At 72.0% G+C, this 20,756-nt stretch carries 20 protein-coding genes; 10 read left to right on the forward strand and 10 right to left on the reverse strand.

Going from position 1 to position 20,756, the window contains the following annotated elements; translation table 11 throughout:
- Nucleotides 1-16: 16 nt before the first annotated feature.
- The 8 genes from OEY_RS0103285 to OEY_RS0103320 form a co-directional block, all read right to left on the reverse strand.
- Nucleotides 17-844 carry an IclR family transcriptional regulator gene (locus OEY_RS0103285; protein WP_010592520.1) on the reverse strand — a complete coding sequence of 276 codons (828 nt, stop codon included), beginning with the start codon at nucleotides 842-844 and terminating at the stop codon, nucleotides 17-19.
- A gap of 212 nt (nucleotides 845-1,056) precedes the next feature.
- Nucleotides 1,057-1,182: a hypothetical protein gene (locus tag OEY_RS31370; protein ID WP_268965544.1), complete on the reverse strand. Its 126-nt coding sequence runs from the start codon at nucleotides 1,180-1,182 to the stop codon at nucleotides 1,057-1,059.
- Nucleotides 1,183-1,246: 64 nt separating this feature from the next.
- A complete protein-coding gene (locus OEY_RS0103295; RefSeq protein ID WP_010592521.1) occupies nucleotides 1,247-2,560 on the reverse strand; it encodes an MFS transporter in 1,314 nt (437 codons plus the stop codon).
- A 48-nt stretch (nucleotides 2,561-2,608) separates the two neighbouring features.
- Complete coding sequence (locus tag OEY_RS0103300; protein WP_010592522.1) at nucleotides 2,609-3,079, reverse strand: VOC family protein; 471 nt, start codon at nucleotides 3,077-3,079, stop codon at nucleotides 2,609-2,611.
- A gap of 147 nt (nucleotides 3,080-3,226) precedes the next feature.
- Nucleotides 3,227-4,648, reverse strand: a complete 1,422-nt coding sequence (gene xylB / locus OEY_RS0103305; RefSeq protein ID WP_010592523.1) for a xylulokinase — start codon at nucleotides 4,646-4,648, stop codon at nucleotides 3,227-3,229.
- On the reverse strand, nucleotides 4,645-5,571 hold the full coding sequence (locus tag OEY_RS0103310; protein WP_010592524.1) for a carbohydrate kinase family protein: 927 nt from the start codon (nucleotides 5,569-5,571) through the stop codon (nucleotides 4,645-4,647). The genes xylB and OEY_RS0103310 overlap by 4 nt, the downstream gene beginning before the upstream one ends.
- Nucleotides 5,568-7,043, reverse strand: coding sequence for a mannitol dehydrogenase family protein (locus OEY_RS0103315; protein WP_010592525.1), 1,476 nt, complete (start codon nucleotides 7,041-7,043; stop codon nucleotides 5,568-5,570). Before OEY_RS0103315 ends, OEY_RS0103310 begins: the two co-directional genes overlap by 4 nt.
- Nucleotides 7,044-7,054: 11 nt before the next feature.
- Nucleotides 7,055-8,071 carry an NAD(P)-dependent alcohol dehydrogenase gene (locus OEY_RS0103320; RefSeq protein WP_010592526.1) on the reverse strand — a complete coding sequence of 339 codons (1,017 nt, stop codon included), beginning with the start codon at nucleotides 8,069-8,071 and terminating at the stop codon, nucleotides 7,055-7,057.
- Nucleotides 8,072-8,216: 145 nt separating this feature from the next.
- Here OEY_RS0103320 and OEY_RS0103325 point away from each other — a divergent pair, with 145 nt between their 5' ends.
- From OEY_RS0103325 to OEY_RS0103350, 6 genes are all read left to right on the forward strand, one after another.
- Complete coding sequence (locus OEY_RS0103325) at nucleotides 8,217-9,221, forward strand: sugar-binding transcriptional regulator (RefSeq protein ID WP_010592527.1); 1,005 nt, start codon at nucleotides 8,217-8,219, stop codon at nucleotides 9,219-9,221.
- Between the two features lie 62 nt (nucleotides 9,222-9,283).
- Complete coding sequence (locus tag OEY_RS0103330; protein ID WP_010592528.1) at nucleotides 9,284-10,612, forward strand: ABC transporter substrate-binding protein; 1,329 nt, start codon at nucleotides 9,284-9,286, stop codon at nucleotides 10,610-10,612.
- Nucleotides 10,609-11,574 (forward strand): carbohydrate ABC transporter permease, encoded by a 966-nt coding sequence (locus OEY_RS0103335; protein ID WP_010592529.1) that lies wholly within the window; start codon nucleotides 10,609-10,611, stop codon nucleotides 11,572-11,574. The genes OEY_RS0103330 and OEY_RS0103335 overlap by 4 nt, the downstream gene beginning before the upstream one ends.
- Nucleotides 11,574-12,455 carry a carbohydrate ABC transporter permease gene (locus OEY_RS0103340; RefSeq protein WP_010592530.1) on the forward strand — a complete coding sequence of 294 codons (882 nt, stop codon included), beginning with the start codon at nucleotides 11,574-11,576 and terminating at the stop codon, nucleotides 12,453-12,455. Before OEY_RS0103335 ends, OEY_RS0103340 begins: the two co-directional genes overlap by 1 nt.
- 30 nt (nucleotides 12,456-12,485) lie before the next feature.
- The gene (locus OEY_RS0103345; RefSeq protein ID WP_010592531.1) at nucleotides 12,486-13,568 is read left to right on the forward strand and encodes an ABC transporter ATP-binding protein; all 1,083 of its coding nucleotides are present in this window, start codon (nucleotides 12,486-12,488) and stop codon (nucleotides 13,566-13,568) included.
- 76 nt (nucleotides 13,569-13,644) lie between these two features.
- Complete coding sequence (locus OEY_RS0103350) at nucleotides 13,645-15,204, forward strand: ATP-dependent DNA ligase (RefSeq protein WP_010592532.1); 1,560 nt, start codon at nucleotides 13,645-13,647, stop codon at nucleotides 15,202-15,204.
- A gap of 4 nt (nucleotides 15,205-15,208) precedes the next feature.
- Here OEY_RS0103350 and OEY_RS0103355 read toward each other — a convergent pair whose 3' ends face one another.
- A complete protein-coding gene (locus OEY_RS0103355) occupies nucleotides 15,209-15,868 on the reverse strand; it encodes an enoyl-CoA hydratase-related protein (protein WP_010592533.1) in 660 nt (219 codons plus the stop codon).
- Nucleotides 15,865-16,518 carry a TetR/AcrR family transcriptional regulator gene (locus tag OEY_RS0103360; protein ID WP_010592534.1) on the reverse strand — a complete coding sequence of 218 codons (654 nt, stop codon included), beginning with the start codon at nucleotides 16,516-16,518 and terminating at the stop codon, nucleotides 15,865-15,867. Before OEY_RS0103360 ends, OEY_RS0103355 begins: the two co-directional genes overlap by 4 nt.
- 176 nt (nucleotides 16,519-16,694) lie before the next feature.
- Between OEY_RS0103360 and OEY_RS0103365 the strand changes: the two genes are divergently transcribed.
- From OEY_RS0103365 to OEY_RS0103380, 4 genes are all read left to right on the forward strand, one after another.
- Nucleotides 16,695-17,510, forward strand: a complete 816-nt coding sequence (locus tag OEY_RS0103365; protein ID WP_010592535.1) for a mycofactocin-coupled SDR family oxidoreductase — start codon at nucleotides 16,695-16,697, stop codon at nucleotides 17,508-17,510.
- Nucleotides 17,511-17,607: 97 nt separating this feature from the next.
- Complete coding sequence (locus OEY_RS0103370; RefSeq protein ID WP_010592536.1) at nucleotides 17,608-18,357, forward strand: ABC transporter permease; 750 nt, start codon at nucleotides 17,608-17,610, stop codon at nucleotides 18,355-18,357.
- 91 nt (nucleotides 18,358-18,448) lie between these two features.
- Entirely contained in the window at nucleotides 18,449-20,077 is a 1,629-nt protein-coding gene (locus OEY_RS0103375) for a LuxR C-terminal-related transcriptional regulator (protein WP_010592537.1), read from the forward strand.
- Nucleotides 20,078-20,191: 114 nt separating this feature from the next.
- Nucleotides 20,192-20,756 (forward strand): flavin-containing monooxygenase (locus tag OEY_RS0103380; protein ID WP_010592538.1); only part of this gene is annotated, 565 nt, incomplete at its 3' end.

Consider the following 20,756-nt stretch of genomic DNA (forward strand, 5'->3'; position numbering starts at 1 on the left):
TGCAGTCGGATCGTGATCAGGAGGCGCGCGGACTCGCCTCCACGAGAGCGGCGGCACTCGGGTCGTCCCGCAGCGGTACGGGACTGCAGTCGTGGGCTTCGGCGATCGCCCGGGTGATCTCGTGCGCGGCGCCGACCACGGCCCGCTCGAGCTGCGGTCGCCGCTGGGCGAAGCGCGTCGCGGGCACGCTCACGCTCACGGCCGCCACGACGGAGCCCAGGTCGTCGCGCACCGGGGCGGCGACGCAGTGCACCTCGGAGACGGTCTCCCCGAGGTCCGCAGCGAAGCCGGCCGAGCGCACACCGGCCAGAGCGTCCAGAAGTGCCTGGGGGTTCGTGGTGGTCGACGGTGTCAGCCGCCGCAACGGACGCATGGCCAGGTACCGGCGCACCTCGATCTCCTCGAGTTGCGCGAGCAGCACCTTGCCCACCGCCGTGGAATGCGCATCCAGGCGCGTCCCGACCCGGGCGCCCTGCACGGTGATGTTGTGATTGCCGAGGATCTTGTCCACGTAGAGGACGTTCCATCGATCCATGACCGCGAGATGAGTTGTCTCTCCGTACTTCTCCACCAGACGCTCGAGGACGGGGGCGGCACAGGACCGGACGTCGACGGTGCCGCGCAGCGTCTCCCCCAGCTCCACGACGCGCCACCCGAGCCGGTAGCGTCCGCGTGCGCGGCACTGGAGCAGCCCCGTGTCGACCAGGCTCGACAGCAGAGCGTGCGCGCTCGATCGGGGAACGTCGATCGCCGCCGCGACCTCGGAGACCCCCCACTCGGGTTGCTGCACCGTGAACAGGTCCAGCACCGGTCCGATCCTCTGCACCGTCTGCAGTGACGCCACGTCCAGGTCCGTCCTTTCGGTCGCGGCGGAGGCCTCGGATGCGCACGGCCCGCCGCCGGATGCTTGTGATCTGGAACACTAGGTCCCCGGAGTGCGGGCGAACATGGCTGCGAATGCACAGAAGGATGACTCCACGCGCACCGAGGGCGCACATCCCGTGGCGCTGCCTTCGGAATCGGCGCGAGACGTGCGCACGCGCGGGGGCCGGCGGGCTACGCGCCCGACGACATCCGCAGGTGCGACACGACGTCCGCGAGGGTCGGGTCGTCGAACTGACCGGCGCGCCGCATGGCGACGCCCCCGCGGGCCGTGCGGACCCAGCGCCTCGTCACGGGCACGGCCCTCGGGACCTTCGCGGTGGCGGCGGCCTGCGGCCCGGCGCCGGCCGCCCGGGCGTAGGGCTCAGGCCTCGAGCACGTGCCCCTTGCGCTCCGGCAGCGTGAAGGCGGCGACGGCGGCGAGCACGAACGCCGCCGCGAACACCCCGAACACGAGGGCGTTGCCGCCGCCGGTGAGCAGCCAGGGCACGAGCAGCGGCGCCACGATCGACGCAATGCGCCCGAACGCGGCCGCCGCGCCGGTCCCGGCGGCGCGCACCGACGTCGGATACAGCTCCGGTCCGATCGCGTAGAGCGCCCCCCAGGCGCCGAGGTTGAAGAACGACAATGCCATTCCGGCGGCGACGATCTCGGTGGGCGTGTCGGCCAGCCCGAACAGGCCCGCGGCCGCGGCCGAGCCGACGAGGAAGCTCGCCAGGGTTGCGCGGCGCCCCCACACCTCGATCAGCCACGCCGCGACGGCGTATCCCGGCAGCTGCGCGAGCGTGATGATCAGCGTGTACTGGAAGGACTTCACCAGGTCGAAGCCCTGGTTCACCAGCAGGCTCGGCAGCCAGATGAAGGCCCCGTAGTACGAGAGGTTGATGCAGAACCACACCGTCCACAGGGCGGCGGTGCGCCGCCGCAACCGCGGCGACCAGATCGACTCGGCGCTCGTCTCCGTGAGCACCGGACGCGACGTCTCCTCCGCGTCCGTCGGCGCCGCGACGCCGGCGGACATCTCGAAGGACCGCACGGCCTTCTCCGCCTCGGCGTAGCGGCCCCGGCGCTCGAGGTATCGCACGGATTCGGGTAGTCCGAACCGCACGACCACCGCGTACAGGGTGGGGACGATTCCCACGGCCAGCGCCCAGCGCCAGCCGTCGTCGCCGAGGGGGATCACGAAGTAGCCGATGAGGGCCGCGAGGATCCATCCGGCCGCCCAGAACGCCTCGAGCGCGACGACCATGCGACCCCGCTGCCGGCGCGGCGCGTACTCACTGACGAGGGTCGACGCGACGGGAAGCTCGGCGCCGAGACCCAGGCCGACGACGAACCGCAACACGATCAGCACCGCGACGGAGCCGGCGAGCGCCGCCGCGCCGGTGGCCAGGCCGTACACCAGCAGTGTCACCGCGAACACCTGGCGCCGGCCGATCCGGTCGGCGAGCAGCCCACCGACCGCGGCTCCGACTGCCATTCCGACGAAGCCGATCGACCCGATCCACGACAGCTGGGTCGCGCTCAGATTCCACTGCACGGCCAGGGCGGCCATCACGAAGGAGATGAGCCCGACATCCATGGCGTCGAGTGCCCAGCCCACACCGGAGCCGAGCAGCAGCCTGCCGTGTCTGCGGGTCAGCGGCAGCTCGGCGAACCGCTCGGTGCGCGTGGTCATCGACCGAAAGCTATCCCCGCCGCCGCGGTGCCCGCTGGGCTCGCCGGTTCAGCCGCGGGCGGCCTCCTCGAGCGGTGCGATCTCGATCCTGCGCATCTGCAGCATCGCCTCGGTGACCCGCCGCCCCACCTCGGGGCCGGTGTCGGAGAGCAGCTCGAAGAGCCGTCGCGGCACCACCTGCCAGGACAGCCCGAACCGATCCTTCAGCCAGCCGCACTGGCTCTCTTCCCCCCCCTCGGTGAGAGCGTTCCAGTAGTGGTCGACCTCGTCCTGGTCGGCGCAGTCGATCTGGAACGACACCGCCTCGGTGAACGAGAACTCCGGGCCGCCGTTGAGCGCGACGTAGCGCTGGCCGTCGAGTTCGAAGTCGACGGTCATGACGGTGCCGGCCGGCTTGGGCCCGGTGTCCTGGTAGTACGTGGTGCTCAGGATGCGCGAGCGGGGAAACACGCTGGTGTAGAACTTGGCGGCCTCTTCGGCCTCGGTGTCGAACCACAGGAACGGGGTGATCTTCGGCATCGCCTTCTCCTTGCTCGGTGGATGACGGCGCCCTGTCGGCGTCACAGATATCGACCCGGGCCGACGCCGGAACTCATCGCGGCCGCGGTCCGGAGCGTGCATCCGTTTCGGGATGCCGACAGCCTTTCCGGCCGGCCGGAACCGGTGTCAGGTTCCGGAAAGAGGTGTCAGGTCGCTGCCGTCCGTGAGATCACGGACCTCCGCGTACCGGGCGCGCACGGCCGGGACCGGGTCCGCCTCGTAGCGCCGCACGCCGCCACCCTCCCACCGGGGTGGTTCGGTGCCGCCGGCCAGCACCCAGGCGGCCTGCCGGGCCGCGCCGGCTGCGACGTACTCGCCCGGCTCCGGCACCTCCACCGGGACCCCGAGGATGCCGGGCGCGAGTTCGCGCAGCGCCCGGGAACGGGCGCCGCCGCCGACGAGCAGCACCCGCCGCACCGGCACGCCCTGCGCGGTGATGTGGTCGAGACCGTCCGCGAGCGAGCACAGCAGTCCCTCCACGGCCGCGCGCGCCAGGTGTTCCCGTGTCGAATTCGTCAGGTGCAGGCCGTGGATCGCGCCCGTGGCGCCGGGCCGGTTGGGGGTGCGCTCGCCCTCGAGGTACGGCACCAGCACGAGACCGCCGGCGCCGGGCGGGGCCGACAGCGCGAGCCGCGACAGTTCGTCGTGGTCGACCCCGAGCAGCGCGGCCGTGGCGTCGAGGACCCGCGCCGCGTTGAGGGTGCACACGAGCGGCAGGTGCCGGCCGGTGGCGTCGGCGAAGCCGGCGACGAGCCCGGACGGATCGCGGCTCGGGGTGGCCGAGACGGCCGAGACCACGCCCGAGGTGCCGACGGAGACGATCACGTCGCCCTCGTGCGCGCCGAGGGCGAGGGCCGCGGCGGCGTTGTCCCCGGCACCGGGTCCGAGTGCGGCGCCCGCGACCGTCTCCCCGACCCGTTCGGCCGGTCCGGCCACCCGGGGCAGCACGGGCCGGCGGCCACGCAGCGCGAGGTCGAGCAGGTCGGTGCGGTAGGAGCCGTCGGCGGCACTGTAGTAGCCGGTGCCGCTGGCGTCGCTGCGGTCGGTGACGAGCGCGCCGACGCCGGAGGCTCCCGCGAGCTGCCACGTGAGCCAGTCGTGCGGCAGGCACAGTGCCGCAGCGCGGTCGGCGTGGCCCGGTTCGTGGTCGGCGAGCCAGCGCGCCTTGGCGACGGTGATCGCGGCGAGCGGCACCACCCCCACGGCGTCGGCCCACGCCTGCCCGCCGCCGAGGTCGGCGACGAGGTCGGCGGCGGCCGCGGCCGAGCGGGTGTCGTTCCACAGCAGCGCCTGGCGCACCACCGTCCCGGTCTCGTCGAGGGTCACCAGCCCGTGCTGCTGACCGCCGACCGACACCGCGGCGACGTCGTCGAGCCCGCCCGCGGCGGCGACGGCGCGGTCGAGGGCGTCTGCCCAGGCGCGCGGGTCGACCTCGGTGCCGTCGGGATGCGGGGCACGGCCCTCCCGCACGACGTGACCGGTGCGCGCGTCGCAGACGAGCACCTTGCAGGACTGGGTGGACGAGTCGATCCCGGCGACGAGCGTCACCTCTGCTCCTTCGGGTCGGCGTCCCGCTCCCCGCGGGTCGGCAGGTCCGCACCCGGGCGCGCGACGGTGAGCGCCGCGGTGCGCGCGGCGACGTCGAGGGCCGCGCGCAGCGCGTCCGGTTCGATTCCGTGCAGGCCCTCGCGGTCGCCGAGCAGTTCCTGCGTCCACAGGGCGTCGAGCAGACCGGCCATGAATGCGTCGCCGGCGCCGACGGTGTCGACGACCTCGACGGGGTGCGCGGCGACGTCGACGGCGCCGGACCGCGCGACGGCGACGGCACCGCCCGCGCCGAGGGTCACCGCGACGAGCGCCGGGCCGAGGGCGAGCCACTCCTGCGCGACGTCGCGGGGGTCGCGGTCGGGGGCGAACCAGCGCAGGTCCTCGTCGCTGGCCTTGACGACGTCGGCGCCCGCGACGAAGCGGGTGATGCGGTCGCGGGTGCGCGGGTCGTCGCCGACGAGGGCGGGCCGGACGTTGGGGTCGTAGCTGATGGTCGCGGTGGGCACGTGCCGGTCGAGCAGCGCGGCGACGGCCTCGCAGCCGGGTTCGAGCAGGGCCGCGATCGACCCGGTGTGCACGTGCCCTGCGCCGGGCTCCGGGCGTGGATCCGGCAGTTGCCACTCGAGGTCGAACTCGTAGGTGGCGGCGCCGTTCTCGTCCAGGGTGGCGGTCGCCGTGGGGGTGCGCGGCGCGGTGCTGCTGCCGGCGGCGAGCCGCACCGAGGAGTCGGCGAGGTGGCGAACGATGCGGCGGCCCCGGTCGTCGTCGCCGATGTGGGTGACGAATTCGACGTCGCGGCCCAGGCGGCCGAGGCCGACGGCGACGTTGAGCGGGCTGCCGCCGACGTGTTCGACGGGCCGGGCCGGGCCGCGCCGGACGATGTCGACGAGGGCCTCGCCGAGGACGAGGACGTGCCCGTTCACGATCCGACCCTGCTGCGGAGGGCCTCGAGCGTGGCGCGGGCGCCGTTGCGGTGCAGGGAGTCGAGCGCCCACCGGTAGGCGTCCACGAACCGCGGCTCGTCGGCGAGATCACCGAAGACGGAGCGGTTCTCGAGGAAGGCGGTCGGATTCCCGCGCTGGCTGCGGGCGAGGGGTCCGAGGGTGCCGGCGAGCCGGTCGACGACCTCGATGCGTTCGCCGGCCTCGTCGGTGCCCTCGGCGTAGCGGGCCCAGCTGGCCACGACGGCGGCGGCCAGGCGCACCGACCCGCCCGTCGCGAGGTTCTCCCGCACGACGGGCAGCAGCCATTTCGGGATGCGGTCGGAGGATTCGGCGCACAGCCGGGCGACGGTGTCGCGGATCTCGGGGTTGGCGAAGCGCTCGATCAAGGTGCGCTTGTACTGCGCGAGATCGATGCCGGGCACCGGACGCAAGGTGGGGGTGGCCTCGGCGTCCATGTACTCGAGCAGGAACTCCGCGAACAACGGGTCCTGCGCGGCCTCGTGCACGTAGCGGTAGCCGCACAGGTGCGCGAAGTAGGCCAGTGCCTGGTGACTCGCGTTGAGCAGGCGCAGTTTCATCAGTTCGTACGGGGCGACGTCGTCGACGAGTTGCACCCCGACCTCGTCGAATGCCGGACGGCCGCAGGAGAAGTCGTCCTCGAGTACCCAGGAGGTGAACGGCTCGGCGACGACGGGCCAGCGATCCCGGACGCCGAAGCGGGCGTCGAGTTCGGAGGCGATGTCGTCGGTCGTGACCGGGGTGATGCGGTCGACCATCGAGTTGGGGAACCGGGTGTGCTCGCGCATCCAGTCGGCGAGACCGGGGTCGACGAGCGCGGCGAAGGACGTGAAGGCCCGCCGCGCGACGGTGCCGTTGCCCTCGATGTTGTCGCAGGACATGATCGTCGGCGACGGCAGTCCGCGCTCGCGGCGGCGCGCGAGGGCGGCGGTGACGAACCCGAAGACGGTGGCGGGCGCATCGGGGTGCTCGACGTCGCGGCGGACGGCGGGGTCGTCGACGTCGAACTCGCCGGTGTCGTGGCGGATGTTGTAGCCACCCTCGGTGACGGTGAGCGAGACGATGCGCGTGGTGGGCGCCGCGATCAGCTCGATCACCGCCTCGGGATCCTCGGGTGCGTAACGGTAGTCGACGATCGAACCGATCACCCGCGGTTCCCATGTGCCGTCGGGGTGGCGCAGGATCAGGGTGTAGAGGCCGTCCTGGGCGGCGAGGGCGTGGCGCATGCGGCGGTCGCCGGGCATGACGCCGACACCGCAGATGCCCCAGTTGCGGGCGCCCGCGCCTTCGAGCAATCGGTCGACGTACATCGCCTGATGGGCACGATGGAATCCGCCGACCCCGAAATGCACGATGCCGACGCCGATGTCGCGGCGCGGGTACGCCGGGCCGGGGACGGGCAGGGCGGTCAGGGCGTTCTCCCCCAGGTCCATGTCGGGGCTCCTTACGTGTCGTCGCCGGGGTGGACCCGCACGACGGTCTTGATGTTGCCGGGTGTCCGGTCGGATTCGAGTGCTTCGGCCGCCCGCTCGAGCGGGAACCGGGCGGTGACCATCGCGTCGAGGTCGACGCGGCCGGTGGCGGCGAGGGCGACGGCCGTCGGCCAGGTGTGGGCGTACCGGAAGACGCCGGTGAGGACCAGCTCACGGTTCTGGATCAGCTGGACCGGCAGGTTCATCGTCTCGGCGCCGGAGCCGACGAGGACGACGGTGCCGGCGGGCCGCACGGCCCGCATCGCGGTGGCGACCGCGGCGGGGGCGCCGGAGGCGTCGATGTAGGCGTCGACGTGCAGGTCGGTGACGTCGTCGGTGCGCGGGTCGAGGGCGGCGGTCGCCCCGAACTTCCGGGCCAGCGCGCGACGGTCCGCGTCGAGGTCGGTGACGACGACGTCGGTGGCGCCGAAGGCGCGGGCGACCTGCGCGGTGACGATGCCGATGGGGCCGGCGCCGGTGACGAGCACCCGGGATCCGGCGGTGACGCCCGCCTTGCGGACGGCGGCGATGCCCACGGACAGCGGTTCGCAGAGGGCGGCCGCGTCGTCGGAGACGGCGTCGGGGACGGGATGGGCGAATTCCGCCCCGATGGTGACGTAGTCGCAGAAGGCGCCGTCGACGGGCGGGGTGGCGTAGAACCGCATGTGCGGGCAGAGGTTGTAGCGCCCGCGCCGGGTTTCCTCGGTGGTCGGGTCGGGTCGCTGCGGCTCGATCGACACGCGCTGCCCGATCCGTTCGGCGGGGACGCCGGCACCGACCGCGGCGATCGTGCCGGAGGCCTCGTGGCCGAGGACGAGCGGGGCCTCGACGACGAATTCACCGATGCGGCCCTCGCGGTAGTAGTGCGTGTCCGATCCGCACACGCCGACCGTGGTGACCCGGACGAGCACGTCGCCGGGTGCGGGTTCGGGGACCGGGCGCTCGCGCATCTCGATCCGTCCGGGTTCGACCAGAACGGCGGCGCGCATGCGCTCCGGGATCGACGGGGGTGTTGTGTGGGTCACAGTGCCGATGCTAGCGTACTGAGCAGATGAACGCACCCATGAGCATTTGCTCACGCTCCACCGACTTCGCCGGTTCCCCGGCCCGAGTCCCTCCGACCCAGGAGATGACGTGACCGTCCCCCACGCGACGAACCCGCCCGCGGCCACCGCGGCACCGGAGGATCTGCGCCTGGCGTTGCGCGCCGCGACGCTGTACTACCTCGACGGCCTCACCCAGGCCGAGGTCGCGACGCGCCTGGGCGTCTCCCGCCCGACGGCGGGACGGCTCGTCGCCCGGGCCCGGGCCCAGGGCCTGGTGCGCATCGAGGTGAACGTGCCGGCCAACCTGCGCGACGACCTGCACGCCGACGAGGAACGCGCGCTCGAGGAGCGTTTCGGCCTGCTCGAGGCCGTCGTCGTCGGCGACGGGGTGGACGCAGCCGGCCCGCTCGACGAGGCCGCCAGCTTCGCGGGCGTCGGACGGGCCGCCGCCGCCCTGATCAGCCGGCGGATCCGCGCGACCGACACCCTCGGGTTCACGTGGGGGCCGGAGACCGTGGCCGTCGCGCAGGCCCTCCCGCCGGGCGGGGCCGCATGCGCGACGATCGTCCAGCTCGACGGCGCCGTCACCACCTCCGACTACCAGACCGGCGCCGAGTACGTGCTCGGGCGCTGCGCGGAACAGTTGCAGGCCAAGATGGTCCGGCTCCCGGTCCCCCTGTACGCCGACCCCGCGACGGTCGCGTCCCTGCGGGCCGACTCCATGATCTCCCGCGCCCTGGACGTCGGCCGCCGCGCCGACATGATGATGTTCGGTGTGGGGGCGGTGTCCACGTCGACCACCTTGTTCGAGGGCAGCTATCTCGACACCGCCATGCTCGACACCCTCACCGACCTCGGCGCGGTCGGGGAGATCGCGGGACGGTTCTTCCACGCCGACGGCACGGCCGTGGGCGGGGATCTCGACCGTCGCGCCGTGTCGGTCTCGCTCGACGACATCCGCGCCTGCCCGGCCGCGGTCCTCGTCACCGGCGGGGCCGCCAAACACCAGGCCGCGCTGGGAGCGCTGCGCGGCGGCCTGGTCACCATGCTCGTATGCGACATCGAGTGCGCACGTTGGCTACTCGACCGATGACACCACCGGAGAGACCGGAGAAGAGGCGACGATCGGTGAACAGATCCAGAAGAACCACCCGCATGCTGGCGGCCGGGGCCGGGGCGCTCAGCCTCACGCTCAGCGGCTGCGCCGGCGCCGGCTCGCTCGGCGCCTCCGACCAGACCGTCACCATCGCGATGGTGTCGAACTCCCAGATGCAGGACGCCCAGCAACTCGCCGCCCAGTTCGAGGCCGAGAACCCGGACATCGACCTGCGGTTCGTCACCCTCTCGGAGAACCAGGCCCGCGCGAAGATCACGGCCTCCACCGCGATGGGCGGCGGCGAGTTCGACGTGGTGATGATCAGCAACTACGAGACACCGCAGTGGGCGGCGAACGGGTGGCTGACCAACCTCTCCGAGTACGCCCGGCAGACGGAGGGCTACGACGAGGACGACTTCATTCCCACCCTGCGCGACTCGCTGTCCTACGAGGGCGACATGTACTCGGTGCCGTTCTACGGCGAGTCGTCGTTCCTGATGTACCGCAAGGACCTGTTCGAGCAGGCCGGGATCGTCCTGTCCCCCACCCCCACCTGGGACGAGGTTGCCGCCGCCGCCGCCCGGCTCGACACCCCCGACACCGCCGGGATCTGCCTGCGCGGCAAGCCCGGCTGGGGTGAGGTGCTCGCCCCGCTGAACACCGTGATCAACACCTTCGGCGGCCGCTGGTACGACGAGGACTGGAACGCGCAGCTCACCAGCCCCGAGGTCGTCGAGGCGGTGCAGTTCTACGTCGACCTGGTCCGCGAGCACGGCCAGCCCGGCGCCGCCACGAGCGGTTTCAGCGAATGCGCCACGCAGCTTGCGCAGGGCCGGGTCGCGATGTGGTACGACTCCACCTCGGCGGTCTCCACCCTCGAGGACCCGGCGTCGAGCAACGTCGTCGGAAAGATCGGGTACGCCCCGGCACCGATCCGGGTCAAGGACGACGCGGGCTGGCTCTACAGCTGGTCGCTCGGCATCCCCGTCGACAGCGACAACGCGGACTCCGCGTGGCGGTTCGTCTCGTGGATGACGAGCAAGGAGTACCTGCGCACCGTCGGGGAGACCCTCGGCTGGGAGCGGGTACCGCCGGGCAGCCGGCTGTCGACCTACGAGATCCCCGAATACCGCGAGGCCGCAGCCGCATACGGGCCGCTCACCCTCGAGTCCATCGAGAGCGCGACGCCGGACGCCCCGACGGTCGAGCCGGTGCCCTACACCGGTGTCCAGTTCCTGGCCATCCCCGAGTTCCAGGACCTCGGAACCCGGGTGAGCCAGCAGATCAGCGCCGCGATCGCGGGCCAGAAGACCGTCACCGAGGCACTGGAACAGGCGCAGGAGTACGCCGACGTGGTCGGCGCCACCTACCGAGAGGATCAGCGATGACAACCCTGGCGGTCGGCGCCTCCACCGCCGACGACTCGGAGCGCATCCGCCGGGTGCGCGACGCCAAGAGCGACGCGGTCTCCCGCGCGGAGGGCTGGCGCCGACGCGGGCCCCTGCTGCCTGCCCTGATCTTCATGATCGTGGTGACCCAGATCCCGTTCGTGTTCACCCTCTACTACTCGACGCAGTCGTGGAACCTGGTGCGCCCGGGCTCACGCAGCTTCGTCGGCCTGCAGAACTACGCGGACGTCTTCCGCGACAGTCAGTTCCGCGAGGTGGCGGTCAACACCGTGGTCCTCATCGTCGGCACGGTGCTGATCTCCGTCGTGCTGGGCCTGCTCCTCGCGCTGCTGCTCGACCGGGTCTTCCTCGGCCGCGGCATCGTTCGCACCCTGCTCATCACCCCGTTTCTCGTCACCCCCGTCGCCGGCGCACTGATCTGGAAGACCGCGATGTTCGACCCGGTGTTCGGCATCGTCAACTTCGTGCTCTCCCCGTTCGGCGTGGGGCAGATCGACTGGGTCAGCCGCTACCCGCTCGCCGCGGTGATGGCGAACCTGGTGTGGCAGTGGACCCCGTTCATGATGCTGCTCATCCTGGCCGGTCTGCAGTCGATGCCGCGGGACATCCTCGAGGCCGGGCGGGTCGACGGGGCGGGCGCCTTCGCCCTGTTCCGCGAGCTGACGCTGCCGCACCTGCGGCGGTTCATCGAACTCGGCGCCGTGCTCGGCGCGATCCACCTGGTCAACACGTTCGACGCCATCTACATGATGACCCAGGGCGGACCGGGCACCGCGAGTTCCAACCTGCCCTTCTACATCTATCAGCGCGCGTTCCTCGGCTTCGACATCGGCCAGGCCGCCGCCATGGGCGTGGTGGTCGTCGTCGCCACCATCGTCGTGGCCACCGTCGCGCTGCGGCTGATCTTCACATCGTTCACCGGCAAGGAGGAGGCCGCCTGATGAGCACCACCGCCCCCACCGCACAACAGGTTCCCACACCGGAGACCGTCCCGGTTGGAACCCGGAAACGCAAGCACCGCAAGGCCAATCCGTGGGGCGTCGTCGCCTGGATCGCCGCCCTGGGGTTCTTCTTCCCCGTGTTCTGGATGGTGCTCACCGCCTTCAAGCAGGAGGCCGACGCCTATTCCGATCCGCCGAAGTTCTCCTTCACGCCCACCCTCGACCAGTTCCGCGCCGTGTTCGACACCGGAGTCGGTGTCAGCCTGCTCAACTCGGCGTTCGCCACGGGCGTGTCGACGATCCTCGTCCTGCTGCTCGGCGTGCCCGCCGCGTTCGCCCTGTCGCTGCGGCCGGTGCGCAAGACCAAGGACGCCCTGTTCTTCTTCATCAGCACGAAGATGCTGCCGATCGTCGCCGCGATCATCCCGCTGTACGTGATCGTCGCGAACATCGGTCTGCTCGACAACATCTGGGCACTGATCATCCTCTACACCGCGATGAACCTGCCGATCGCGGTGTGGATGATGCGCTCGTTCTTCCTCGAGGTGCCGGGCGAGCTGCTCGAGGCCGCGAGCATGGACGGCGCGAACCTGTGGACGTCGGTGCGGGAGGTGATCCTGCCGCTCGTCTCGCCCGGCATCGCCGCCACCGCCCTGATCTGCGTCATCTTCTCCTGGAACGAGTTCTTCTTCGCCGTGAACCTCACGGCGGTGCAGGCGCAGACCATTCCCGTGTTCCTCGTCGGCTTCATCACCGGCGAGGGCCTGTACTGGGCCCGCCTGTCCGCGGCCGCCACGATGGCGGCGCTGCCCGTCGTCCTGGCCGGCTGGCTCGCCCAGAACAAGCTCGTGCGCGGCCTGTCGTTCGGCGCGATCAAGTAACTCCCCCACTCACTTTCCGAAGGAACCGTCATGGCCGAGATCACCTACCGCAACGCGTCGTGCCTCTACGAGAACTCCGACACCCTCGCCGTCGACTCCCTGAACCTGGACATCCAGGACGGAGAATTCGTCGTCCTGGTCGGGCCGTCCGGCTCCGGCAAGAGCACCGCCCTGCGAATGCTCGCCGGGCTCGAGGACATCGACGAGGGCTCGATCAGCATCGGCGGCCGCGACATGGTCGGCGTGCCGTCGAAGGATCGTGACATCGCAATGGTCTTCCAGAACTACGCCCTCTACCCGAACAAGACCGTCGCCGAGAACATGGGCTTCGCGCTGAAGATGCGCGGCGTCGGCGCCGACGAACGGCGCCGCAAGGTCGAACAGGCGGCGAAGCTGCTCGACCTCACCGACTACCTGGACCGCAAACCCGCCAAGCTCTCCGGCGGGCAGCGCCAGCGCGTCGCGATGGGCCGCGCGATCGTCCGCGAACCGCAGGTGTTCTGCATGGACGAACCGCTGTCCAACCTCGACGCCAAGCTGCGCGTGCAGACCCGCACCCAGATCGCCGCGCTGCAGCGGCGTCTCGGCACCACCACCGTGTACGTCACGCACGATCAGGTCGAGGCGATGACCATGGGCGACCGGGTGGCGGTGCTGCGCGGCGGCAAGCTCCAGCAGTTCTCCTCCCCCACCGAGCTGTACGACCGGCCCGCGAATGCGTTCGTCGCCGGGTTCATCGGCTCGCCCGCAATGAACCTGCTCGACGCGCGGATCGTCGACGGCGGCGTGCAGATCGGCAGCACCGTCGTCGACGTCGAACGCGACCGCATCGCCTCGCTGCACCGCGCCGGCCTCGAGACCGTCACCGTCGGGATCCGGCCCGAACAGCTCGAGATCACGGACGGCGACGGCGTCGAGACCATCGTCGAACTCGTCGAGGAACTCGGCAGCGAGTCGTACGTGTACACCCGCGTCGCGCGCAGCGACACCCCCCTCGTCGCACGCTCGCTCACCCGCACCCCGGCCCGGCTGGCGGACACGATCCGGCTGCGCAAGCGGGAGGGCACGGTGCACCTGTTCCATCCGGCGACCGGTGAACGCGTCGGCGACTGACCCTCCGGCTGTACACCCGCGCCGGAACCGGCGGTACACCCGCGCCGAAACCGGCGGTGGTCGGTACGGTCGGGGCGTGCTCTTCTCGACGATCGTTGCCACCTCGCAGGCCGTCGGTGCCACCCGGTCGCGGCGGGCCAAGGTGGAGGAACTGCGCGCCCTCCTCGCCGTCCTCGACCCCGGGGAGGTCGAGCCCGTGGTGTCGTGGCTGGCGGGTGAGCCACGTCAGGGCCGGATCGGCGTGGGATGGCGCACCCTCGCCGGATCCCGCATCGACCCGTCCGAGGAGCCGTCGCTGACCGTCGTCGACGTCGACCGGGCCTTCACCGAGCTCGCCGGTCTGTCCGGGACCGGCTCGACGGGGCGGCGGCGCGAACTGCTCGCCGGTCTGCTCGGCGCGGCCACCGCCGAGGAGCAGGATTTCCTGGTGCGGCTGCTGACCGGCGACCTGCGGCAGGGCGCGCTCGACGGGGTGATGACCGACGCGGTGGCCGCCGCGGCCGGGCTGCCGGCCGAGACGGTGCGCCGGGCGTTCATGCTCTCCGGCCGGCTGCCCGCAACCGCGGCGGCCGGGCTCGGCGGCGGCGCGGACGCGCTCGCCGCCTTCCGGCTGGAGGTGGGCCGGCCGATCCGGCCCATGCTCGCCGCCCCGGCCCAGTCCCTCGCCGGTGCCCACAGCGAGTTCGGCGGCGAGGTCAGCGTCGAGTACAAGCTCGACGGCGTCCGCATCCAGGTGCACCGCCGGGGCGGGACGGTGCGGGTGTTCACCCGCACGTTGCGGGAGATCACCCGCAGCGTCCCCGAACTCGTGGAGCTGGTCGCGACGCTGCCCTGCACGTCGGTCGTGCTCGACGGCGAGACCCTGGCACTCGACCCTGCGGGCCGGCCCCGGCCGTTCCAGGAGACGATGAGCCGGTTCGGTGCCGAGTCCGCGCACGAGCTGATGCTGCACCCGTACTTCTTCGACTGCCTGCACCTCGACGGCACCGACCTGCTCGACGCGCCGCTCACCGAGCGTCTCGACGCTCTGCGGCGGGTCGCGCCGAACCATCGGATCCCGGGCGTGCTGCGGCCGGACGCGGCCACCGCCGACGCCCAGTTCGACGCCGCCCTCGCCGCCGGGCACGAGGGCGTCGTCGTCAAGGACCTCACCGCGCCCTACGCGGCGGGCCGGCGCGGCCGCGCCTGGCAGAAGGTCAAACCGGAGCACACCCTGGACCTGGTGGTACTCGGCGCCGAGTGGGGTTACGGCCGTCGCGCCGGCTACCTGTCCAATCTCCATCTGGGCGCGCGGGATCCGGACGGCGGCGAGCCGATCATGGTCGGCAAGACGTTCAAGGGACTGACCGACGCCCTGCTGCAATGGCAGACCGAGGAGCTCCCGCGACACGAACGCAGCCGCGACGCGCACACCGTGTACCTGCGTCCGGAGCTGGTCGTGGAGATCGAACTCGACGGCGTACAGGTCAGCCCCCGCTACCCCGGCGGGGTGGCGCTGCGCTTCGCCCGTGTGCTGCGCTACCGCCCCGACAAGACCGCCGCCGAGGCGGACACCGTCGACGCGGTGCGCGCACTGTTACCGGGGACGGATTCCGTTCCGCAGCAACCACTTCCGTCCCATCACGGAAGTTCGTGACCGGTCAGGCCCGACCCTGGGCGAGTGCGTCGACCGCGGCCGCGTACATGGTGGACTTGATGGCACCGAGGGTGCCGGGGTCCTTCCCCGCGAGCGGGGTGACGAGTTCGACGGCGGCGTCGAGGACGCCGTCCGCGCCCGCCGTGCGGTCGACCAGACCGGCGGCCTCGGCCTCGAGACCGCCGTAGCGGCGACCGGTGGTCATCGCCGTGACCGCGGTCTGCGGGGTCAGCTTGGCCTGGATCAGCGCGGCCATGCCCGGCGTGAACGGGATGTGGATGTCGACCTCGGGGAAGCAGTAGTAGCCCCGGTCCGCGCGCATCACCCGGTAGTCGTGCGCGATCGCGAGCATGGCACCCGCCCCGAACGCGTGCCCGACCACGGCGGCGACCGTCGGCAGCGGGAAGGTGAGGATGCGGCCGAAGAGCGCCTGCACCCGGCCGACGTACCACTGCGCCCGATCACCGTGAGCTGTCAGCCATTCCAGGTCCAGGCCGTTGGAGTAGAACTTCCCCGTCGCCGTGGTGACGAGTGCGTGCGCGTTCTGCTGCACTTCGTCGAGGAGCCGGTCGACGGTGTCGAGCCAGTCGGGAGAGAACCGGTTCTCGTCGTCGCCGAGGTCGAGGACGGCGATCTTGTCCCGGTAGGTCAGAGTGACGGTCATCGCGAGCCTTTCGTGTGGCCGCCGCGCCCGGATGGCGCGGGCGGAGGATCGAGGGCGAGCACCGCGCGGACCGCGGCCTCGAGACGGTGGCGCATGGCCGCGTCGGGGACACGCCCGCGCCGGAGCAACAGACCTGTCGGCAGACCGACGACACAGTCCTCGACGACCGCGACCGCGCGCGCGTCGCCGCGGCCCCACAACGCCCGGGACAGGCGGACGAGCAGCGCGACCACAATCGAATCGAGCCGCCCCAGCTCTGCGGCGACGTCCGCCGGCGGGTCGGACCCGAGCAACTCCTCGCGCCGGACGGTGAGCAGGAGGCGCGAGGACTCGGGGAACAGGGCGGCGAACGCCGCGGGGGCATCGGCGGCGGCGACGACGGCGTCGATCCCCCGGTCCGGCGTCGACGCGGAGCCGAGAACCTCGTCGACCGCCGCGCGCTGCAGGTCGAGGAAGCGGTGGGCCGCGCGCAACCAGGCCCGGCCGACCAGCCCACCGCGGGAGCCGAAGGCGTGATACAGAGCCCCGTTCGACATCCCCGTGGCCGCGGCGACCGCACGCAGCGTCACCGCGCTCGCACCACCGGCCACCACCAGATTCTCGGTGGCGTCGAGAACCTCGTCGAGGTCGTGGATGCGGGGCCGGGGCACAGCGGGACCATAACAGAACGCATGCTCTATTACCAGCGGGTAACCGAACGGGGCGCCCGGCCGGACACGGGACACCGTGCGCCTTCCGGACCGCGGTCCCGGTGAGCGGAACCCGCGCTGCCGTCCCCCGCTTCGGACCGGGAGAATCCGCGTCCGACACCACCGAGGAGGCAAGCATGGAGACCGCCGGCCGTTTCGAGAACAAGGTCGCCTTCGTCACCGGCGCGGCGCGCGGTCAGGGCCGCGCCGAGGCCGTGCAGTTCGCCCGCGAGGGCGCCGACATCATCGCGATCGACGCGTGCACCGACTTCGCCTCGACCGCCTACCCGGGCGCCACGGAGGAGGATCTCGCGGAGACGGTGCGGTTGGTCGAGAAGACGGGCCGTCGCATCGTCGCCACGACCGCGGACGTGCGGGACTTCGACGCGCTGTCGCGGGCGCTGGCCGACGGCGTCGAGCAGCTCGGCCGCCTCGACGTGGTGGTCGCGAACGCCGGCATCTGCTCGGGCGCGCTGTCGTGGGAGATCACCCTCGAGCAGTGGCGGGAGACCGTCGACGTCAACCTCACCGGCGTGTTCCACACCGCGAAGGCCGCCGTGCCCTACCTGATCGAGCAGGGCGAGGGCGGGGCGGTCGTCTTCACCAGCTCCGTCTCGGGGCTCAAGGGCACCCCCTTCACCGGCCACTACGTCGCGACCAAGCACGGCATCACCGGCCTGGCGAAGACGATGGCGAACGAACTGGGCGAGCACCGGATCCGGGTCAACACCGTCCACCCGGCCGGCGTGGAGACCGGCATGAAGGTCAGCGACCTGCACCCGCTCATCGCGAAGTACGCGACCACCCTGGGCCCGATCTACATGAACTCGCTGCCCTACGAGATCCTGCAGCCCGAGGACGTCGCGGCCGTCGTCGCGTGGGTGTGCTCCGACGAGGCGAAGTACATCACCGGCGCGCAGATCCCCGTCGACCTGGGGAACCTGATCCGCTGAACCCGCTGCCGGTGGGCCGAATGTCACACCGCTTCGATCTGATCGAACGCATGTCACATTCGGCCACCCCCGTCCCCCGGCGGATACCCTCCGGAGGGTGACCTGGTCCCTGGAGTTGGTTCCCACCGCCGTCGGGGTGACCCTGCTCGTCGGGACGACGACCGCGGTGCTGTGGGGCTACCGCGCCCCGCATCACTTCGCGCCGGCGGTCGCGGTGCTGCGGGGCGCCGTGCAACTCGCCCTGATCAGTGTGGTGCTGTCCGGGGTGATCACGAGTCCCGTCTGGGTGGGGGCCGCGCTGCTGGTCATGTTCACCGTCGCCGCTGCCACCGCATCCCGCCGGATCGGCTGGAGCCCGGGGCACGTGGCCCTCGTATCCGGTGCGATGGCGCTCGGGATCGCCGTGACGCTCACGATCGTCTTCGTCACCGGCGCCATCGAGTTCTCCCCGCGGTACGTCCTGGCCATCGGCGGCATCGTCGTCGGCAACGCGATGACCATCGCGACCCTCGCGGGGCGGCGCTTCACGGAACTGACCGGGGACAACTGGGACACGGTCGAGGGCTGGCTCGCGCTCGGTGCGACGCCGCGGCAGTCCACCCGCGAGCTCACGCGACTGGCCGTCCACTCGGCGCTGATCCCGTCGACCGACCAGACCAAGACCACCGGGCTGGTGACGCTGCCGGGTGCCTTCGTCGGCGCGATCTTCGGAGGTGTGTCCCCGCTCGAGGCCGGACGCTTCCAGATCGTGGTGCTCGCCGCGATCATGGCCGCCGGAACGATCACCGCCGTCGTCCTCGTCTCCGGTCTGGCACCGGTCCGTACCCGGCCCGGCCTGCCGGACTGACCTCCCACTGCGCACCCCGGAACCGGAGGCCGGTGGGCGTAGGATCGCAGGCAACCACTCGGTGCACGTTCGGTCGCCGCAGGGAGCGAGGATGGGCACGTCGACGGTGCTCGACCACGCGCGGGCAGCGTTCCACGCGCGGGACTGGACGCGGGCGTTCGACGCGTTCCGCACCGCCGACGCGCACGAGCCCCTCACCGCCGACGACCTCGACCTGTTCGCACGGTCGGCGTATCTGGTCGGCCGGGACGACGACTGCGCGACGCTGTGCGAGCGTGCGTTCTCGGCGCATCTCGACGCCGACGACCCCGAGCGGGCCGGACTCAGTGCGTTCTGGCTCTGCTTCCTGCTGATGAACCGTGGGGAGGTGGCGCGCGCCGGCGGCTGGCTCGCCCGGGCCCAGCACCTGACCGAGCCCGGGCGCCCGGACTGCGCGACACGCGGCCTCCTGATGCTGCCGGCGGCGGTGCAGGACATGCATGCGAACCGGCCGGCCGACGCCCTGCCCTCGTTCACCGCCGCCCAGGCGATCGGCCGAGCCTGCGGCGACGCCGACCTCGTCGCGCTGAGCACCCTCGGCATCGGGCAGTGCCGCATCCTGCTCGGCGACGTCGCCGGCGGTCTCGGCACCCTGGACGAGGTGATGGTCGGCGTGAGCCTCGACGAGGTCTCGCCGGTCGTGGCCGGACTGGTGTACTGCGCGGTCATCGAGGCCTGCCAGGGCACGTTCGAGCTGCAGCGGGCCAGGGAATGGACGCGGGCACTCGGCCGCTGGTGCGACGCCCAGCCCGGCCTCGTTCCCTTCCGGGGACAGTGCCTCGTACACCGCGCGGAGATCCTGCAACTCGAGGGCGCCTGGACGGAGGCCATGGACCTGGCCCGGCTCGCGTTCCGGCGGCTGTCGGACCCACCGGGTCAACCGGCCGTCGGCATGGCCCTGTACGAACAGGGCGAACTGCACCGGTTGCGCGGCGAGTTCGACGAGGCCGAGGACGCCTACCGCCGCGCCGGCCGGCTGGGCCGCGAGATCCAGCCGGGCATGGCGCTGCTGCGTCTGCGCCGGGGCGACACCGACGCGGCGCTCGCCGGGATCCGGCGGGCGCTCGGCGAATCGCTTCCGCTCTATCGTCCGCGGCTGCTGGCGGGCCACGCGGAGATCGCGCTCGCCGTCGGCGACGTCGCGGCCGCGCGCCGCAGCGCCGACGAACTCGCGGCGCTGGCCGGGGAACAGGACGCTCCGGCGTTGAGTGCGATCGCCGAGCAGGTCACCGGCGCCGTCCTGCTCGCCGAGGGCGCACCGCGCGCCGCCCTCGACCGGCTGCGCCGCTCGTGCGGGCTCTGGCGCGGCTTCGAGGCGCCCTACGAGTGCGCGCGGGTGCGGGTGCTGCAGGGCCGGTGCTGTGACGCGCTCGGCGACGCCGAGACGGCGCGGCTCGAGTACGAGGCCGCGGCGGCGACGTTCCGGGACCTGCACGCCGAGCCGGACCTGCGGGACCTCGCGCGGAGGCCGGGGCGCCCGGCCGCGCGGGGCCGGCTGACCACCCGCGAGATCGAGGTGCTGCGGGCCGTCGCCACGGGGAAGACCAACCGCGCCGTGGCCCGTGAACTCGTGTTGAGCGAGAAGACCGTGGCGCGGCACCTGAGCAACATCTTCACCAAGCTCGACGTGTCGTCCCGGGCGGCCGCGACGGCATACGCGTACGAGCACCACCTGCTCTGAGCTGCACAGAACTACCCATCCGGGTCCGCGGACGGCTGCGTACTTCGCCCGACGCGGCCGATGCCGGCGGCGCCTAACGTCATCCGTCCAGTCCCCTCGAGCCCGGGAGTTCCGATGACCACCGACAGTGCACCCCGACGGATCGACACCGTCGTGATCGGCGCAGGCCAGGCGGGGCTGTCCGCCGGCTACCACCTCGCCCGGCACGGGCGCCCCTTCCTGATCGTCGACGCGAACCGGCGGATCGGCGACAACTGGCGCAGCCACTGGGATTCGCTGCGCCTGTACAGCCCCGCCGGATACGACGGCCTGCCCGGCATGCCGTTCCCCGGCGATCCGCACCGGTTCCCGACGAAGGACGACGTCGCCGACTACCTCGAGGCGTACGCCGCGCGGTTCGAGCTGCCCGTTCGCGGCGGCACCCGCGTGCGACGGCTGTCGCGCGACGGCGATCGCTTCGTCCTCGACTGCGGCGAGATGCGGATCGAGGCCGGCAACGTCGTCGTCGCCACCGGCACGTTCGGCCGCACCCCCAGCATCCCGGACTTCGCGGCCGAGCTGGACCCGCGGATCGTGCAGCTGCACTCGAGCGAGTACCGCAATCCGGCGCAGCTGACCGACGGCCCGGTGCTCGTGGTGGGCGCGTCCCACTCCGGCGGCGACCTCGCCCACGAGGTGG

This window comes from Rhodococcus sp. P14 (assembly GCF_000256505.1).
Classification (GTDB): Bacteria; Actinomycetota; Actinomycetes; order Mycobacteriales; family Mycobacteriaceae; genus Rhodococcus; species Rhodococcus ruber.

Coding starts and splice junctions, on each gene's coding strand:
- OEY_RS0103345 (WP_010592531.1), top strand. CDS start 12,486: ATGGCCGAGATCACCTACCGCAACGCGTCGTGCCTCTACGAGAACTCC.
- OEY_RS0103365 (WP_010592535.1), top strand. CDS start 16,695: ATGGAGACCGCCGGCCGTTTCGAGAACAAGGTCGCCTTCGTCACCGGC.
- OEY_RS0103330 (WP_010592528.1), top strand. CDS start 9,284: ATGCTGGCGGCCGGGGCCGGGGCGCTCAGCCTCACGCTCAGCGGCTGC.
- OEY_RS0103295 (WP_010592521.1), bottom strand. CDS start 2,560: ATGACCACGCGCACCGAGCGGTTCGCCGAGCTGCCGCTGACCCGCAGA.
- OEY_RS0103320 (WP_010592526.1), bottom strand. CDS start 8,071: ATGCGCGCCGCCGTTCTGGTCGAACCCGGACGGATCGAGATGCGCGAG.
- OEY_RS0103335 (WP_010592529.1), top strand. CDS start 10,609: ATGACAACCCTGGCGGTCGGCGCCTCCACCGCCGACGACTCGGAGCGC.
- OEY_RS0103340 (WP_010592530.1), top strand. CDS start 11,574: ATGAGCACCACCGCCCCCACCGCACAACAGGTTCCCACACCGGAGACC.
- OEY_RS0103355 (WP_010592533.1), bottom strand. CDS start 15,868: ATGACCGTCACTCTGACCTACCGGGACAAGATCGCCGTCCTCGACCTC.
- OEY_RS0103375 (WP_010592537.1), top strand. CDS start 18,449: ATGGGCACGTCGACGGTGCTCGACCACGCGCGGGCAGCGTTCCACGCG.
- OEY_RS0103315 (WP_010592525.1), bottom strand. CDS start 7,043: ATGGACCTGGGGGAGAACGCCCTGACCGCCCTGCCCGTCCCCGGCCCG.
- OEY_RS0103300 (WP_010592522.1), bottom strand. CDS start 3,079: ATGCCGAAGATCACCCCGTTCCTGTGGTTCGACACCGAGGCCGAAGAG.